At 74.0% G+C, this 15,442-nt stretch carries 15 protein-coding genes; 7 read left to right on the plus strand and 8 right to left on the minus strand.

What is annotated here, in order from left to right; translation table 11 throughout:
* Window positions 1–25: 25 nt before the first annotated feature.
* Complete coding sequence (locus ACIO92_RS31470) at window positions 26–1,414, minus strand: FAD-dependent oxidoreductase (RefSeq protein WP_366445729.1); 1,389 nt, start codon at window positions 1,412–1,414, stop codon at window positions 26–28.
* 153 nt (window positions 1,415–1,567) lie between these two features.
* Here ACIO92_RS31470 and ACIO92_RS31475 point away from each other — a divergent pair, with 153 nt between their 5' ends.
* The 4 genes from ACIO92_RS31475 to ACIO92_RS31490 all read left to right on the plus strand — a co-directional run bounded on the left by ACIO92_RS31475 (window position 1,568) and on the right by ACIO92_RS31490 (window position 4,576).
* The gene (locus tag ACIO92_RS31475; protein WP_366445730.1) at window positions 1,568–2,284 is read left to right on the plus strand and encodes a thioredoxin domain-containing protein; all 717 of its coding nucleotides are present in this window, start codon (window positions 1,568–1,570) and stop codon (window positions 2,282–2,284) included.
* A 126-nt stretch (window positions 2,285–2,410) separates the two neighbouring features.
* Window positions 2,411–3,370: an aminoglycoside phosphotransferase family protein gene (locus tag ACIO92_RS31480; RefSeq protein WP_402283848.1), complete on the plus strand. Its 960-nt coding sequence runs from the start codon at window positions 2,411–2,413 to the stop codon at window positions 3,368–3,370.
* Between the two features lie 366 nt (window positions 3,371–3,736).
* Window positions 3,737–4,231: a GNAT family N-acetyltransferase gene (locus ACIO92_RS31485; RefSeq protein WP_366445520.1), complete on the plus strand. Its 495-nt coding sequence runs from the start codon at window positions 3,737–3,739 to the stop codon at window positions 4,229–4,231.
* Window positions 4,232–4,246: 15 nt separating this feature from the next.
* Window positions 4,247–4,576, plus strand: coding sequence for a hypothetical protein (locus tag ACIO92_RS31490; protein ID WP_402283846.1), 330 nt, complete (start codon window positions 4,247–4,249; stop codon window positions 4,574–4,576).
* Between the two features lie 28 nt (window positions 4,577–4,604).
* Here ACIO92_RS31490 and ACIO92_RS31495 read toward each other — a convergent pair whose 3' ends face one another.
* Together ACIO92_RS31495 and ACIO92_RS31500 are read right to left on the minus strand one after the other, a co-directional pair.
* The gene (locus ACIO92_RS31495; protein ID WP_402283844.1) at window positions 4,605–5,603 is read right to left on the minus strand and encodes a zinc-binding dehydrogenase; all 999 of its coding nucleotides are present in this window, start codon (window positions 5,601–5,603) and stop codon (window positions 4,605–4,607) included.
* 295 nt (window positions 5,604–5,898) lie between these two features.
* Window positions 5,899–7,062: an FAD-dependent oxidoreductase gene (locus tag ACIO92_RS31500; RefSeq protein WP_402283842.1), complete on the minus strand. Its 1,164-nt coding sequence runs from the start codon at window positions 7,060–7,062 to the stop codon at window positions 5,899–5,901.
* A 121-nt stretch (window positions 7,063–7,183) separates the two neighbouring features.
* Here ACIO92_RS31500 and ACIO92_RS31505 point away from each other — a divergent pair, with 121 nt between their 5' ends.
* Window positions 7,184–7,852: a pentapeptide repeat-containing protein gene (locus ACIO92_RS31505; protein ID WP_366445515.1), complete on the plus strand. Its 669-nt coding sequence runs from the start codon at window positions 7,184–7,186 to the stop codon at window positions 7,850–7,852.
* A 199-nt stretch (window positions 7,853–8,051) separates the two neighbouring features.
* On the opposite strand, the gene ACIO92_RS31510 is transcribed toward ACIO92_RS31505, so the two are convergent.
* The 4 genes from ACIO92_RS31510 to ACIO92_RS31525 form a co-directional block, all read right to left on the minus strand.
* Window positions 8,052–8,552: a hypothetical protein gene (locus ACIO92_RS31510; RefSeq protein ID WP_351795113.1), complete on the minus strand. Its 501-nt coding sequence runs from the start codon at window positions 8,550–8,552 to the stop codon at window positions 8,052–8,054.
* 231 nt (window positions 8,553–8,783) lie between these two features.
* Window positions 8,784–9,989 carry an FAD-dependent monooxygenase gene (locus ACIO92_RS31515; protein WP_366445524.1) on the minus strand — a complete coding sequence of 402 codons (1,206 nt, stop codon included), beginning with the start codon at window positions 9,987–9,989 and terminating at the stop codon, window positions 8,784–8,786.
* Window positions 9,990–10,265: 276 nt separating this feature from the next.
* On the minus strand, window positions 10,266–10,886 hold the full coding sequence (locus ACIO92_RS31520) for a response regulator transcription factor (protein ID WP_366445514.1): 621 nt from the start codon (window positions 10,884–10,886) through the stop codon (window positions 10,266–10,268).
* Window positions 10,886–11,998 carry a sensor histidine kinase gene (locus ACIO92_RS31525; protein ID WP_366445513.1) on the minus strand — a complete coding sequence of 371 codons (1,113 nt, stop codon included), beginning with the start codon at window positions 11,996–11,998 and terminating at the stop codon, window positions 10,886–10,888. The genes ACIO92_RS31520 and ACIO92_RS31525 overlap by 1 nt, the downstream gene beginning before the upstream one ends.
* A gap of 714 nt (window positions 11,999–12,712) precedes the next feature.
* Here ACIO92_RS31525 and ACIO92_RS31530 point away from each other — a divergent pair.
* Both ACIO92_RS31530 and ACIO92_RS31535 read left to right on the plus strand, forming a co-directional pair.
* The gene (locus ACIO92_RS31530; protein WP_366445512.1) at window positions 12,713–13,252 is read left to right on the plus strand and encodes a heme-binding protein; all 540 of its coding nucleotides are present in this window, start codon (window positions 12,713–12,715) and stop codon (window positions 13,250–13,252) included.
* A 199-nt stretch (window positions 13,253–13,451) separates the two neighbouring features.
* Window positions 13,452–14,912: a M1 family metallopeptidase gene (locus ACIO92_RS31535; protein ID WP_402283839.1), complete on the plus strand. Its 1,461-nt coding sequence runs from the start codon at window positions 13,452–13,454 to the stop codon at window positions 14,910–14,912.
* On the opposite strand, the gene ACIO92_RS31540 is transcribed toward ACIO92_RS31535, so the two are convergent.
* A complete protein-coding gene (locus tag ACIO92_RS31540) occupies window positions 14,882–15,436 on the minus strand; it encodes a GNAT family N-acetyltransferase (RefSeq protein ID WP_402283837.1) in 555 nt (184 codons plus the stop codon). The genes ACIO92_RS31535 and ACIO92_RS31540 overlap by 31 nt on opposite strands.
* Window positions 15,437–15,442: the final 6 nt, after the last annotated feature.

The raw sequence follows: 15,442 nt of genomic DNA on the forward strand, positions 1-15,442 counted from the left end.
CGGGGACACCCCCTCAGGGCTTCCCTCAGCGGCCGCTCAGCCGGTTCGCGATCCTCGCCACGCGGTCCGTCGTCGCCGTGGTGCCCGTGAGTTCGCGCCGGTCAGCGCCCCGGAAGGCCGCGTACATCGTCTGCACGCCCAGCCAGCGCAGCGGCTCCGGCTCCCACTTGCGCACCTTGTGGCCGACCCACGGGAGGGTCGTCAGGTCCGTGGCGCCCGACTGGCCCGAGTCCTGCTGGACGAGGTCCCGCAGGGTGCGGCCCGCGAGGTTCGCGGTGGCGACGCCCGAGCCGACGTAGCCGCCCGCCCAGCCCAGGCCGGTGGAGCGGTCCAGGGTGGCCGTGGCGCACCAGTCGCGCGGTACGCCGAGGACCCCGGACCAGGCGTGTTCGATCCGTACCCCGGCGAGCTGGGGGAAGAAGCGGACCAGGATCTCGCGCAGCGCCTCGATCGTCTGCGGCTGGGTGCGCCCGTCGTTGTCGGTCTTCGAGCCGAAGCGGTACGGGACGCCCCGGCCGCCGAGCGCGATACGGCCGTCGGCGGTGCGCTGGGCGTACATGTAGGCGTGCGCCATGTCGCCGAGCGTCTCGCGGCCCTCCCAGCCGAGCGACGCCCACTGCTCGTCGCTGAGCGGCTCGGTGGCGATCATCGAGGAGTTCATGGGCAGCCAGGTGCGGCGCTGGCCCGCGAGGGAGGCGGTGAAGCCCTCGGTACAGCGCAGCACGTAGGGGGCACGGACCGTCCCGTAGGGGGTGACCGCGTGCTTCGGCCGGATCTCGGTGACGGGCGTCGACTCGTGGATCGTGACCCCGAGCGCCTCCACGGCCGCCGCGAGGCCCTTGACCAGTTTCACGGGGTGCAGCCGGGCCCCGTGCGGGGTCCAGGAGGAGCCGACGGCGCCGGTGACCCGGACGCGGTCGGCGGTCTCGCGGGCCCCGTACAGCTCGCGGTCGGTCTCGCCGAAGGCGGCCTCGGCTGCGTGGAAGTCCTTGAGCCGGGCGAGCTGGGCGGGGGAGAGGGCGACTTCGAGGACACCGCCCCGGTGCACGTCGGCGTCGATCTCCTCCCGCTCGCAGACGTCGACGACCTCGGTGACGGTGTCGTTCATGGCCCGCTGGAGGCGGACGGCGGCGTCGTGGCCGTGCAGCCGCGCGTAGCGGTCGCGTCCGGCGATGCCGTTGTAGAGCCAGCCGCCGTTGCGCCCGGAGGCGCCGTACCCGCAGAACTTCGCCTCCAGGACGGTGATGTTCAGGAAGGGCGCGGCCTTCTTGAGGTAGTACGCGGTCCAGAGGCCCGTGTAGCCGCCGCCCACGACGCAGACGTCGGCGGTGGTGTCGCCGGGGAGCGGCTCGCGGGGGGCGGGGGCGCCCTCCCCCGCGTACCAGAACGAGATGCCGCCGTTGACCGTGCTCATGTGTATCCCTCTTCCGGGTGCGTGGGCGGGACGTTACCCGGGGCCTTGGGCCCCTGGATACGGGTCCTTCGGCGGCGCTTCCCGTAGGGGGTCAGCCCTAGGTTCGAGGGTGTGTGTCAGGTGCGGATTCCGTTGCTCCGGAAGGACTCTCCCATGCCCGTACGCAGGACCCGGCGCGTGGTCGCCGCGGCGGTCTCGGCAGGTCTCATCGGCCTTGCCGCGGCCGGGTGTTCGGACGGCGGGGCATCCGCGGCGGCGGCCGTGACGGTGGTCGCGCCGGAGCACGCGAAGGCGCTCACGGAGCTGCCGGCGACCGTGGAGGGTACGAAGATCGTCGTCGGAGATCCGTCGGCCCCGCACACCGTCACCGTGTACGTGGACCCGAGGTGCGGCTACTGCGCGAAGTTCGAGGCGAGCGGCGGACCGGTCCTGGCGGAGCTTGCCGGGGAGGGGACCGTACGGGTCGAGTACGTCGTCGCCTCCTTCCTCGACGCCCGTACCGGCGATACGGCCTCGGCACGGGCCGCGAACGCGCTGCGGGCGTCGGTGGAGGCGGGACCCGGGAAGTTCGCCGCTTTCCAGGCGGCGCTGTTCGCCTCCCAGCCGGAGGGCGGGACGAAGGACGGTTTCTCCGTCGATCATCTGCTGCGGATCGCGGACGGGGTGGACGGGCTGCGGAGCCCCGCCTTCGACCGGGCCGTACGGGAGAACACCTACGGGACCTGGGTCGCCGACTCCGAGCGGGCCTTCGAGGAGTCCGGGGCGGGCGGCACTCCGACCGTCCTCGTCGACGGCACCCCGCTCCCGGGCGGGAACGCGCTGTACGACACGGCACAGTTCAGGGAGGCGCTGCGCGAGGCCGGGATCTAGACCGTCCGGTCGTCCCGGTCGTCCCGGTCGTCCGGTCGTCCCGATTCCCGATTCCCGGAGGGTGGGCGTACGGGGGCGCGGGGAAAATTCCGGGCGGGACCCGACCGGCGCCCCTAGGGTCGGGGGGTGATTCACGTACCCGAGGAACTGGTCGCGTCGCAGACGAAGTACAACGGGGAGGCCGGGCGGGCGTTCGTCGCCGGGCTTCCCGCGAGGGCCGAGGAGTTCCTCGACCGGTGGGGGCTGCGGACCACCGGCCCCTCCATGTACGGCATGGCCTCCCTCGTCCTGCCCGTGCGGCGGGTCTCGGACGGCGCCCCTGCCGCGCTCAAGATGCAGATCCTCGACGAGGAGACCGAGGGCGAGCCGCTCGGCCTGCGCGTGTGGGACGGGGCCGGTGCGGTACGGCTCCTCGACCACGACGCCGCCACCGGCACGATGCTCCTGGAGCGGCTCGACGAGTCCCGGCCGCTGACCTCCCTCCCCGACACCCGGGCCGCCCTCGGTGTCGTCGCCGGGCTGCTCGCCCGCCTCGTGGCGGTCCCCGCGCCGGACGGGCTGCGGACCCTCGGGGACATCGCCGCCGCCATGCTGGCGGAGGTCCCGGCGGCGGCCGGACGCCTCGGCCCGGAGGACGCGGCGGTCCTGCGGGACTGCGCGGCGGCCGTACGGGAAGTGGTCGCGGAGCCGGGGGACCGGCTGCTCCACTGGGACCTGCACCTGGGGAACGTCCTCGCGGGCGAACGCGAGCCGTGGCTGTCGATCGACCCGAAGCCGCTCGCCGGTGACCCGGGCTTCGACCTGCTCCCGGCCCTCACGGACCGTTTCGACCCCGACCCCGACGAGATCCTGTGGCGGTTCGACCTGCTCGCGGAGGTCGTCGGCGACCGGGACCGCGCGGTGGCGTGGACGCTGGGCCGGGTCCTGCAGAACGGCCTGTGGGACGTGGAGGACGGTGAACCGGCCCTCGACCGGGAGCAGATCACGATCGCCCGGGTCCTGAAGGAGCGGCGGGGTAGATGCCTCGGGGCTCGGGAGCCTTGGGGTCTTGGGGCGCGGAGACCCCTGAGGGCAGGGGATATCTGAGGGCCGGGGATACCTGAGAGTCGGGGACACCTGAGGGGCGGAGAGCCCGGAGAGCCCGGAGACCCCGGAAAGTCCGGAGACCCTGGAGACCCCGGAGACCACCTGGGGCACCCAGGGGACCCAAGGCCTCTGAGGAGCCTGGGGAACCTAAGGGACCCCAGTGGCCCTGAGGGCACCTAAGGATCCCTTGAGACCCCTGAGGGACCCCAGTGGCCTGAGGACACCCGGGTCCCCAGGGACCCCTAAGGGACTCCAGGGCCCCGGACCTCCCCGGCGTACCCCGGGAATCCGCAGGTGTCCCCCGGCCCGTATCCACCGGGTGGAACTCGCTGGCCAGGGGCCGGAGGGGCCGGGCAGGCTGGGGGCATGATCCGTACCGTCACCCCCGCCGACGTTCCCGTCGTCCACGCCATGATCCGTGACCTCGCCGCGTACGAGAAGGCCCTCCACGAGGTCCGTACCACCCCCGAGCAGCTCCACGAGGCCCTCTTCGGCGAACGGCCCGCCGCCTACGCGCACCTCGCCGAGAACGACGAGGGCGAGACCGTCGGCTTCGCCCTCTGGTTCCTCAGCTTCTCCACCTGGCGCGGGGTCCACGGCATCTACCTTGAGGACCTGTACGTGCGCCCCGAGGCGCGCGGCGGCGGTCACGGCAAGGCGCTCCTCGGCGCGCTGGCCGGGATCTGCGTCGAGCGCGGCTACGAGCGCCTGGAGTGGGCCGTACTCGACTGGAACAAGCCCGCCGTCGACTTCTACGAGTCCCTCGGCGCCCGCCCCCAGGACGAGTGGACGGTCTACCGCCTGACCGACGGGCCCCTGGCGGCCCTGGGCGCGGGCGGGTCCGGTGCCGCGAGGGTGTAGGAAGGTGCCATGGACATGGACATCGAGCAGCGCTTCCGGCGGATCACCGCCTTCATCGAGGCGCGGCTGACCCCCCTCTTCGACCCCGCCAACGGCAGCGACCACGGTTTCGGCATGGACGACACCTCACGGGCCCTGCGCGCCACCCGCTACACCGTGCAGGCCGCGGCGGCCGTCAACGGGCTCGTGGAGAAGCGTGGGTCGGCGCCGGAACTGCGCCAGGTCGTGGACCAGGCCCTGGAGCACAACTGGGACGTGCTGCGGTCCGTCGCCCGGATGTGGGAGGACCACCCGGACTTCCTCAAGGAGTTCAAGGCGCACTCCTGGGACGTGGTCGGGGTCTGATCCCCGGCCTGCCCCGACCTCGCGTCCCCTACGGGACCAGGACCACCTTGCCCGTCGTGCCCCGGGTCTCCAGGGCACGATGGGCGCCCGCCGCGTCCGCGAGGGGGAAGCGGTGGACCGCCGGGCGGAGCGTCCCGTCGGCCGCGGCGGCGAGGGCGGCGAGCTCCAGGACGCGGATGTCGCCGCCCGCCCTCTCGATCATGGCGGGGCCGAGGACGGACTCCGAGGTGATGCCCCGCGCGGCCAGCTCCTCGGGGGTGAAGGTGAGCGGTCCGCCGTCGTGCGGACCCTTGCCCGCCCAGCCGAAGACGAGGTGCGCGCCGCCCTTCCCGAGGAGGTCCACCGCCGCCCGGCCGGTGTCACCGCCGACCGAGTCGAAGACGACCGTCGCGTGCCGTCCGGCCAACCGGGCGCGGACCTCCTCCGGCCAGTCGGGCCGGGTGTAGTCGACGGCCACGTCGGCGCCGTTCTCCCGTACCAGGGCGACCTTCGCGGGGCCGCCCGCCAGGCCCACGACGGTGGCCCCGGCGTTCTTCGCGTACTGCACGAGCAGGGTGCCGATGCCGCCCGCCGCCGCCGGGACGATCGCCACCGAGTCCGGTCCGAGGGCGGTGAACCCCAGGATGCCCAGGGTGGTGCGGCCGGTGCCGATCATCGCCACGGCCTCCGCCTCGCCGAGGTGGTCGGGCAGGGCGTGCAGACGGCTCGCGTCGGTGACGGCGAGTTCGGCGTAGCCGCCGGGCGCCATGCCGAGATGGGCGACGACCCGTCGGCCGAGCCAGGACGGGTCGGTCCCCTCGCCGAGGGCGTCGACCGTGCCCGCGACCTCGCGGCCGGGGACGGTGGGCAGTTCTACGGGGGCCGGGTACGGGCCGGTCATGCCCTGGCGGAGGGCGGTGTCGAGGAGGTGCACCCCGGCCGCCGCGACCGCTACCCGGACCTGGCCGGGACCGGGTACGGGGTCGGGCGTCTGCTCGTAGCTCAGGTTCTCGGCCGGGCCGAAGGCGTGGAGGCGGACGGCGTGCATGGCGTTCCCCGTTCGGGTCGTGGTGGCGGTGTCACCGGTTCTCCGCGGGCGGCGGTCCTCTGCCGTACGGAACGGTCTTCCGTACGGGGCCGGGATGGCCCGGTGGACCGGTGGACCGGTGGACCGGTTGGCTGGTAGGTCGGCGCGTGATGCGTGATGCGTGATGCGTGATGCGTGATGCGTGATCTGTGGCGTGTGGCCTGTAGTGCATGTGGGGCCTGTTGTGCGCAAGACATGCGCGGTGAAGTGGTGTGAGCGGTGTCGCGCGGTGTCGTGCGGCTTCCACCTTCCGACCTCAAGCGGACTTGAGGTCAAGGCGTTCCGCGCGGAGGGCCAGGGACACCGCCTCCACCGCGCTCGTGAACGACACCTCCGACAGCACGCCCGGCGCCGCCACCTGGTCGCCCGCCAGGTACACCCCGTCGCCCCGGTGGACGGCCGGCCGGTCGCGCCAGGTCGTCCCGGGGCCGTCCACCGCCCCCGTACGCCCGAGGCACACCGACTCCCGCCGCCACACCGTCCGGTCCCGCCAGCCGGGGAAGCCGAGGTCGAGGAGCCGTTCCGCGTGGGCGACCCCGTCGGCCTTCGTCCCGCCGGGCCCGATGGGCAACTGCGCCTGGATCAGCTGCTGTCCGTGCGGTGCCAGTGACGGGTCCTGGGCCGTGAACCGCTCGATCCAGCCCGGCGCGTCCAGGTCCGAGACGACGAAGGGATCTCCCTCACGGGTCCGCAGCGCCAGGTCGAACAGGACCGTGTGCCCGCTGCCCCAGGTCAGCGAGGGGTCGCCGAGGAGCCGGGCGGCGGCGGGCAGGGAGGTGGCGACGATCACCGGCCCCTCTCCGCGCGGCACGGCGTCGACGCGCGACGAGGTCTCGATCCGTACGCCCGCCTCACGCGCGCGCGTGGCCATGCGCTCGATCAGCCTGCCCCAGCCACCGCGCACGTACCGGGCCTCCGGAGGCAGTGTGGTGGCGCGGTGCAGCCGTTCCTGTACGAAGCGGGCGGAGAGCGCGCCGGGGTCGTGGTGGAAGAGCGCGACCGCCGCGTAGGCGGCGGCCTCGCGCGCCGTCCGCTCGCCCGCGAGGCCGGTGGCCCAGGTGTGGAAGTCGAGCTCGACGGGGGCCTGCTCGCCGGTACGGAGGGAGTGGCGCAGCAGTCCGGGCGGCGGGGTGCGGCGCAGGGCGCCCGCGCGGTGGAAACGGAACCGGAGGATCTCGGCGGGCGGCAGCGGGGCGAGCGGCCCGAGGAGACCGCGCTGCCGGAGCCAGGTGTGGTGGGGGCCGCGCCGGTAGAGGGCGTGCGGGCCGTCGTTGGTGCGGTACGGGCCGTCGGCGGTGCGGGCCCTGCCGCCGAGGGTGCGGTGCGCCTCGTGCAGGGTCACCGCGAGGCCCGCCTCGGCCGCGGTGAGGGCGGCGGTGAGTCCGGCGAAGCCACCGCCGATGATCGTGAGCTTCCGCATGTCGTCCCCTTCGGGTCGGTCCGGCGGCGAGGGTGCCGCGGGGTCCTGTGGAGGCGACGGCGGGAGGGGGCGGATCCGTGACATCGGGGGCGTTGTCAGTGGCGTACCTCACCATGGGGGCATGGCGACGACTCGGAAGAAGAAGGTGGCGGGGGCGCGGCGGCCTGAGGTGAGGCTGCCTCCGCTGGAGGAGTACCGGGGAGGGCTCGAACCGGACGGGGACTACGACGGGCTGGAGATGGACGGGCTCGATCTGGCGGGCCAGTCGGGGGAGGGCGCGCGGTTCCTGGACTGCGCGCTGCGCGACTGCGGTCTCGACGAGGCGCGGCTGACGGGTGCCCGTTTCCTCGACTCCGTGCTCACGGGGGTACGGGGGGTGGGCACGGTCCTGGCGGGGGCGCAGTTGCGGGACGTGGAGCTCGTGGACGCGCGGCTCGGCGGGGCGCAGTTGCACGGGGCGGTGTTCGAGCGGGTCGTGGTGCGGGGCGGGAAGAGCGACTATCTGAACCTGCGGGCGGCGAAGCTGAAGGACGTCGTCTTCGAGGGGTGCGTGCTGAGCGAGCCCGACTTCGGGGGTGCGGTGCTCGAACGGGTGGAGTTCGTGGACTGTGTGCTCGCCGGTGTGGACTTCGGCGGGGCGCGGCTGAAGGACGTGGACCTGAGAGGGGTGCAGCGCCTGGAGATCGCGCGCGGGGTGGACTCGCTGGCGGGCGCGGTCATCTCGACGACCCAGCTCCTGGACCTGGCGCCGGTGCTCGCGGCGCAGTGGGGGCTGCGGGTGGAGGACTGAGGGGGGCGGGGCGCCTCCCCGTGTGGGCCTGGGCGCCTCCCCGTGTGGGCCTGGGCGGGGGCCGTCCTCATGCGGGTGGGGGGCCGGTGTCGGCCAGGTCCGGGGTGGCTTCACCGGGCCGGGCGCGAAGGTGTTCCCGCCCGGCCGGGAAGTGGTTCCGCTTGCGTCCGGGGCGGGGGAGGGGCCGTACGGACGGGGGTCAGGGCAGGCGGGGGAAGCGGGCCTGGAGGGACCAGATCGCCGGGTTGTCCGCGAGGCCCTCGTGCATGTCCGTGAGGTCGGCGATCAGGTCGTGCAGGAAATCGCGGGCCTCGCGGCGCAGCACCGTGTGGCCGAAGGTGACCGGCGGTTCGTCACCCGGCATCCAGTCGGCCTCGACGTCCACCCAGCCGAAGCGGCGCTCGAAGAGCATCCGGTCCGAGGACTCGGTGAAGTCCAGCTCCGCGTACTGGGGTTGTGCGGCGCGGCTGCCGCGCGGGTCCTGGTCGAGCTGCTCGACGATGTCGCACAGGGCCCACGCGAAGTCGAGGACCGGCACCCATCCCCAGGCTGTGGACACCTCGCGGTCCGTCTCGGTGTCGGCGAGGTACACGTCGCCGCAGAACAGGTCGTGGCGCAGGGCGTGGACGTCCGCGTGGCGGTAGTCGGTCTGCGGGGGGTCGGGGAAGCGACGCGAGAGGGAGTAGCCGATGTCGAGCACGGGACCGATGGTGTCACGGTGGCGACGGGTCCCGTACCGGAGGACCGGCCGCCCGGCCCTCACGGGCCCGCCCGGTGGGAGCGCGCCGGGACGGGGCCGTCCGGGTGGGGGTGCGTCGGGGCGGCCTCGCCCGGGTGGGGGCGTACTCGACGGCCCGTCCGGTGGGGGCGTGCCCGGTGGTCCGTGCGGCGCGGGCGTGCCCGGCGGGTCCGTCCGGTGGGGGCCGGGTGTTCAGCGGCGGCCGTGGACCGCGCGGGCCACCCTCGGGCCGAGCCAGCGCTTGAGGCGGCGCAGCGGTTCCAGCTGCTCGGCGGCCCGGTCGATCCGGTAGTACAGCTGCGGCGGGACGTGCGGGAGCAGCGGGGAGTGCCGCTGGCCGAGGAGCGCGAACATCTTGGCGGGCTCCAGCCGCATGTAGCGGGGGAGGTTCTCGTACCACTGGGCGCTGTACCGGGCGGCGCTCTGCGCGGAGACGAGTTCGGCGCGCCGCCGTTTGCCGTACGTGGTGAGGGCCGTGTCCAGGTCGGCGGAGGTCCGCAGGGAGTCCGCGAGGACGAGGGCGTCCTCCAGGGCCAGGGTGGTGCCCGCGCCGATCGAGTAGTGGGTGGTGTGGGCGGCGTCGCCGAGGAGGACGAGCCGGTCGCGGTGCCAGACCCGGTTGGTGAGGGTGCGGAAGGTGAGCCACTGGGTGGTGTCGTCGGCCCGGTCCCGGCCGATCAGCTCGTGCCCGTCGAGCAGGTCCTCGAACAGCTTCTCCAGGAGCCGCAGGCTGTCCGTCTCGCCGAGGGTGTCCAGACCGAGGCCGGTCCACGTCTCCGGGGCGCACTCGACGACACAGGTGGAGCGTTCGCCGCTGAACCCGTACGCGTAGCACCAGATCCAGCCGTGCGCGGTCTCCTTGAAGGCGAAGCTGAAGGAGTCGAAGACCTTGGTGGTGCCGAGCCAGACGTACGGGTTGCGACCGCTGGTGACCGTGCTGCCGAAGTGGTCGGTGTGCGCCTCGCGGAGCACGCTGTTGACGCCGTCGGCGGCGACGACCAGGTCCGCGTCGGCGAGTTCGGGCGCGTCGGGCCCGGGGACGTCGTGCTCGAACCTGATCCGTACGCCGAGTCCCGCCGCCCGGTCGGCGAGCAGCGCGAGCATCCGGCGCCGTCCGATGCCGAAGCCCGCGTCGCCGCGGTGGACGGTCCGCTCGTCGCGGACGATCGCGAGGCCGTCGGTCCAGGTCACCGAGGCGGCCTCGATCGCCGCCGCCGACTCGGGGTCGCCCTCGCGCAGCTTGTCGAGGAGCCCGGCCCAGTACGTCACGCCCCAGCCGTACGTGGAACCCTCCGGGTTCCGTTCGTGGACCGTGATGTCGTGGGAAGGGTCCTGCCGCTTCAGCAGGATCGAGAGGTAGAGGCCGGCGGGACCGCCGCCGACGATCGCGAGCTTCACGTGCGCTCCCACGGTGCTGACTGCAACGGACGGCGCGACATGACACCGCGCGGTCGGACGGCAACGCACAGTAGCAGTGGGGGGCGGGGCGGTCCCGGAGACGCCCCGGACCGGGCGGCCCGCACCCGTCCCTTACGGGGGTTTCGCTGCCCCTGACTGCGGTTCGTATCCGTCCCTTACGGGGACCCGAGCCCCTGGCCCTGTGCGAGGGCCCGAGCCCCGGCTCTGTACGACGACCCGAGTCCGCGGCTTTGTACGACGACCCGCCCCCGCCCCTCAGGGAAGCAGGCGCCGTTCCTTCGCCACCGACACCGCGCCCGCGCGCGTGTCGACGCCGAGCTTCGCGTAGATCCGGCCGAGGTGCGTCTTCACCGTCGCCTCGCTGATGAACAGCGCCCGCGCGATCTCCCGGTTGCCGAGCCCCCGCGCCAACTGGCCCAGGATGTCCCGCTCCCGGTCCGTGAGGCTCGGGCCCGCCGCGCCCCGCATCCGGTCCATCACCCGGCTCGCGACCGGCGGGGACAGGGCCGTACGGCCCTGCGCCGCCGCGTGGATCGCGGCGAACAGTTCCTCGGGCCGCTCGGCCTTCAGCAGATAGCCGGTGGCACCCGCCTCGATCGCCCGGGTGATGTCCGCGTCCGTGTCGTACGTGGTGAGGACGAGGACGTGGACGCCCGTCGGCGCGATCCGCCGGGTCGCCTCCACCCCGTCGATGCCCGCCCCGAGCTGGAGGTCCATCAGGACGACGTCCGGCTTCAGCTTCGCCGCCATGGCCACGGCCTCCTCGCCGCTGCCCGCCTCGCCGACGACCTCGATGTCGGGAGTGCTGCCGAGCAGCGCGAGCAGCCCGGCGCGGACGACGACGTGGTCGTCGCAGAGGAGGATGCGTACGGACATCAGGACTCCAGGGAGAGCGGGATCGCGGCCGAGAGCACCGTGCCCTCGCCCGGGGTGGACTCGACGGTCAGGGTGCCGCCGAGCTGCCGCGCGCGGACGCCCATCGCGGGCAGTCCGTGGCCGCGCACCCCGCCCGGCCGCTCCGCCGGGTCGAAGCCGCGGCCGTCGTCGGCGATGTCCAGGACGACCTGGTCGTCGAGGTACGTCAGGGTGAGCGCGGCGGAGTCGGCGGCGGCGTGCTCGCGGATGTTGGCGAGGGCGCCCTGGGCGATCCGCAGCAGCGCCGACTGCACCCGCTCAGGGAGCGGTACGGCCGTCCCGTCCACCCGGAACGCGGCCGACTCGCGCGCCGCGAGCCCCCGCAGCGCCTCTTCCAGACCGCCGCCCTCGGCGAGGTCGGCGGGGGCCAGGTCGTGGACGAAACGGCGGGCCTCGGCGAGGTTGCGCTCGGCGATGGACTGGGCCGTACGGACATGGCGGCGGGCCGTGGCCGGGTCGCCGTCCCAGGTGCGGTCGGCCGCCTGGAGCAGCATCTGCTGGCTGGACAGGCCCTGCGCCAGGGTGTCGTGGATCTCCATGGACAGCCGCTGCCGTTCGGCGAGGGTGCCCTCGCGCCGCTCGGTCGCGGCGAGTTCGCGGCGGGTGCGGATCAGGTCGTCGATGAGGGCCCGCTGCCGGGCCGCCTGCCGGTCGGAGTACACGAACACGCCGGTCGCGATGGCGGCGACGGCGGGCGGCGCGACGATCAGGTTCGGGTCCCAGCCGCCGTGCGCGAGCTGTACCTGCGCGAAGACCACGAACGCGGTGAGCAGCAGCACCAGTCCGAGCGCGGCGCGCGCGGGGAGGGTGCGCAGCCCGGTGTAGAAGAGCGGCACCGCGCACCAGGCGAAGCTGGGCGCGAGGACGACGAGCAGCATCCAGACGGCGACGACCGTGCACAGCCAGGCGATCCGGCGGGGCGCGGCGCGGGTCCCGACGACGGGCCCGAGGAGGTACAGGGAGGCGAGGGCGCCGGAGAGGGCGACGATCCAGGGGCTGCGGTCCTCCCAGGGGTGACGCAGCAGGAACCGGGCGAGGGAGGCGCCGAGGAGCAGGAAGAACGCGATGTGCATGACGCGCGCGAGCCAGGGCGCGTCGGGGTCGTGCTCGGCGTGGGGGCGGTGCGGTCCGGTCGTGCGGGGTTCCCGTACGGGAGTGGGGTCAGGGTCAGGGTTGGTGTCGGGGTCGGGGTCGTGCGGTCCGGCTGTTCGGGGTTCCCGTACGGGGGTGGGGTCGTGCTCGGGGTCGTGCGGTCCGGTCGTGCGGGGTTCCCCCACGGGGTCGGGGTCAGGGTCGGTCCGGGGTCCCAGCCCTGCCCCGGGGCCGCGCCCGGTATCGGGGTGGCCCCCCTCCGCGTATCCGCGCCCCGCGTCGGGGCCGCGTCCCTCCGCAGTGCCGCGCCCGGTACCGGGACCGTGCTCCGGCCGGGGTCCTCGCCCCGCTTCGGAGCCCCGCTCCGCTTCGGAGCCCCGCTCCGTCCCCGCGTCCGGGAGGCCGGCCGTCGCGTGCCGTCTGCCGTCCGGTGTCTTCGGCTCTGTCACGTTCCCGCCTTCCTACCCGTCTGACCTGGGGACATCACTCCATGCTGGCCCGGAAGGACCAGGACGGCATCAGCCGATCGGCTGACCCGGCCGTCCTCCAGTGTGCGCGAGGAGGACAGCCGGACCGTGGACCGAGGGGCCCCGGGCCCGGCCACAGGATGGAGTGCGGAGCGAAGGGGCGGCACACCGCACCGACGCCCGGACGACCTCCTCCTCTTCCCGTATCCCACTCTCACGGAGCTCCCCATGAAGAAGATCCTCTTCGGTGCCACCGCCGCCACCGTCCTCGCCGCCGGTACCTTCGGCGCGGTCTCCGCGAACGCCTCCGCCCCGGCCGCGGCCCCCGCCGCCGCCGTCCGTGCCGACGCGGGCAACGGCAACCTCCAGCAGTCGACGCATCTGACGATCGAGGCGGCGACCAAGGCGGCGCAGGCGACCCTGAAGGCCGCCGAGAAGGAGAACCAGCGCGTCTCCGTCGCCGTCGTCGACCGCAACGGCAACACCCTCGTCACCCTCCGCGGCGACGGCGCGGGCCCCCAGTCCTACGAGTCCGCCGTGAAGAAGGCCTTCACCGCCGTCTCCTGGAACGCCCCCACCTCCGTCCTCGCCGGACGCCTCACCAGCACCCCCAACCTCAAGGACATCCCCGGCACCCTCTTCCTCGCCGGAGGCGCCCCCGTCACCGCCAAGGGCGCCCCCATCGCAGGCATCGGCGTCGCCGGAGCCCCCTCCGGCGACCTCGACGAGAAGTTCGCCCAGGCAGGCATCGCCACCCTCGGCCGGTAACCACCCCGGCAGGCGACGGCGCCCGGCTCCCCCGCCGGGCGCCGTCGCCGTCTCTCGGAAACCCGTGGGACCCGTCCCGTACGGGACTTCCCGGCAGGGCGTTCCGTAGGGGACTTCCCCGGCAGGACCTTCCCCTACGGGACTCCCCGGCAGGGCGTTCCGTACGGGATCACCCCTCCGTCCTGTCTAGGATCGGTACGTGACTCAGCGCCACCGGACCGGAGCCGCCGCGGGCGGTCTCGCCGCCGCCCTCACCGCCCTCGCTCTGCTCGCCGGGGGCTGTACGGAGGCCGGTGGCGGCGTCCGGGGCACCCCCGGCGCGGCCGGACTGCGCGACCCGTACTTCCCGAAGCTCGGCAACGGCGGCTACGACGTACGGCACTACGCCCTGACCCTCACGTACGACCCGGCGTCCGGGCGGCTCTCCGGCACCGCCGACATCACGGCCCGTGCCACCCAGGACCTGAGCGCCTTCAACCTCGACCTGGCCGGGCTCACCGTCGGCACCACCACCGTCGACGGCGCGCCCGCCGCCGCCAACCGGGCGGGGAACGAACTGACGCTCCGGCCGCGCGAGGACATCCGGAAGGGCGCCGAGTTCCGCGCGGTCGTCGCGTACGCGGGCGTGCCCGAGCCGCTCACCGACCCGGACGGCGCCCGGGAGGGCTGGCTGAGGACCGCGGACGGGGCCGTCGCGGTCGGCGAGCCCGCCGGGTCCATGACCTGGTTCCCGGGCAACCACCACCCCTCCGACAAGGCCGCGTACGACATCACGATCACCGTCCCGGCCGGTCTCGAAGCCCTGGCGAACGGGGTCAGGACCGCCCGCAGGACGGCGCCCGACGGCCGCGTCACCAGCGTCTGGCACGCACCCGAGCCGATGGCGAGCTATCTGGCGACGGTTACGGTCGGCCACTACGAGACGACGACGGAGCGCCCGCCCGGCCCGGTGAGCACCGGATCCCCGACGGCCCCCGCATCCCCTACGGGAAGTCCCGGGCCCTCCGTCCTCACCGCCGCCGAGCGGTCCCTCGCCGCGCGTACGGCCGCGCTGCGCGCCGAGGTGCCCGGCATCGTGGCCCGGCAGGAGCGGCTCTTCGGCCCGTACCCCTTCGCGGTCGCCGGGGCGACCGTCGTCGCCGACGGCACCCTCGACTACGCCCTGGAGACCCAGACCCGGCCGGTCTTCCCCCTCGCCTCCTTCGACCGGACGACCCTCGTCCACGAACTGGCCCACCAGTGGTTCGGGAACTCGGTGACGCCCGCGAGCTGGCGGGACCTGTGGCTGAACGAGGGCTTCGCGACCTACGCCGAATGGCTGTACGGGGAGGCGTACGAGCACGTCCCGGCGCGGAAGCGCTTCGAGACGGCCTTCGCCCAGGAGGCCAACTGGGCCTTCCCCCCGGCGGAGCCGCCCACCGCCGACAACCTCTTCGACGCGCCCGTCTACCAGCGGGGCGCCATGGTCCTGCACAAGCTCCGCGAGACCGTCGGGGACCGGACCTTCGACGGGATCCTGCGCGGCTGGCTCGTGAAGTACCGCCACGCCAACGCCACCACGGCCGACTTCACCGCGTACGCCGAGAGTGTCGCCGGGCGGGACCTCGGCAGGCTGTGGGCCGTCTGGCTCTACGGCGAGGACAGGCCGTCCGCCCCCTGAGCGGCCAGCGGTTTCCGCAGGACCAGACACGGCCGTCCGTGCGCGAGGTCCGGGCGGCGGGCGATCTCCTCGTATCCGAGCGAGGTCCAGAAGACCAGCGCCTTCGGGTTGTCCTCCAGGACGGCGAGCCGCAGTCCGGTCCGGCCCCGGGCGCGGAAGCGGTCCTCGACGTACGCGGCGAGGCGACGCCCGTGACCGGTGCGCCGTACGTCCCCGTGGACCATCAGGAGGCCCAGCCAGGGATCGGGGTCCGCCGGGTCGGGACGGTGGCCGAGGGTCACCGCGACCGCGACGAGCCTGCCCTCGGAACGGGCCAGCAGCACCTCCGCCGAGGGCTGTGCGAACTCCTCGGCGAGCGCGGCGGCGACCTGCTCGGGGCGGATGTCGGACGGGTCCGGGAAGTCCCCGCTGAGCTGCTGGAACTCCTCGTCGGACGCGTACAGCGCGGTGAGTTCGGTGAGCAGCGGGCCGGGGAGGGCCGCGCCGTCCTCCAGGGCCTTGGGCACGAGGGCTTCGACGATCACGCGGAA

The organism is Streptomyces sp. NPDC087215 (assembly GCF_044744885.1).
Lineage (GTDB): Bacteria > Actinomycetota > Actinomycetes > Streptomycetales > Streptomycetaceae > Streptomyces.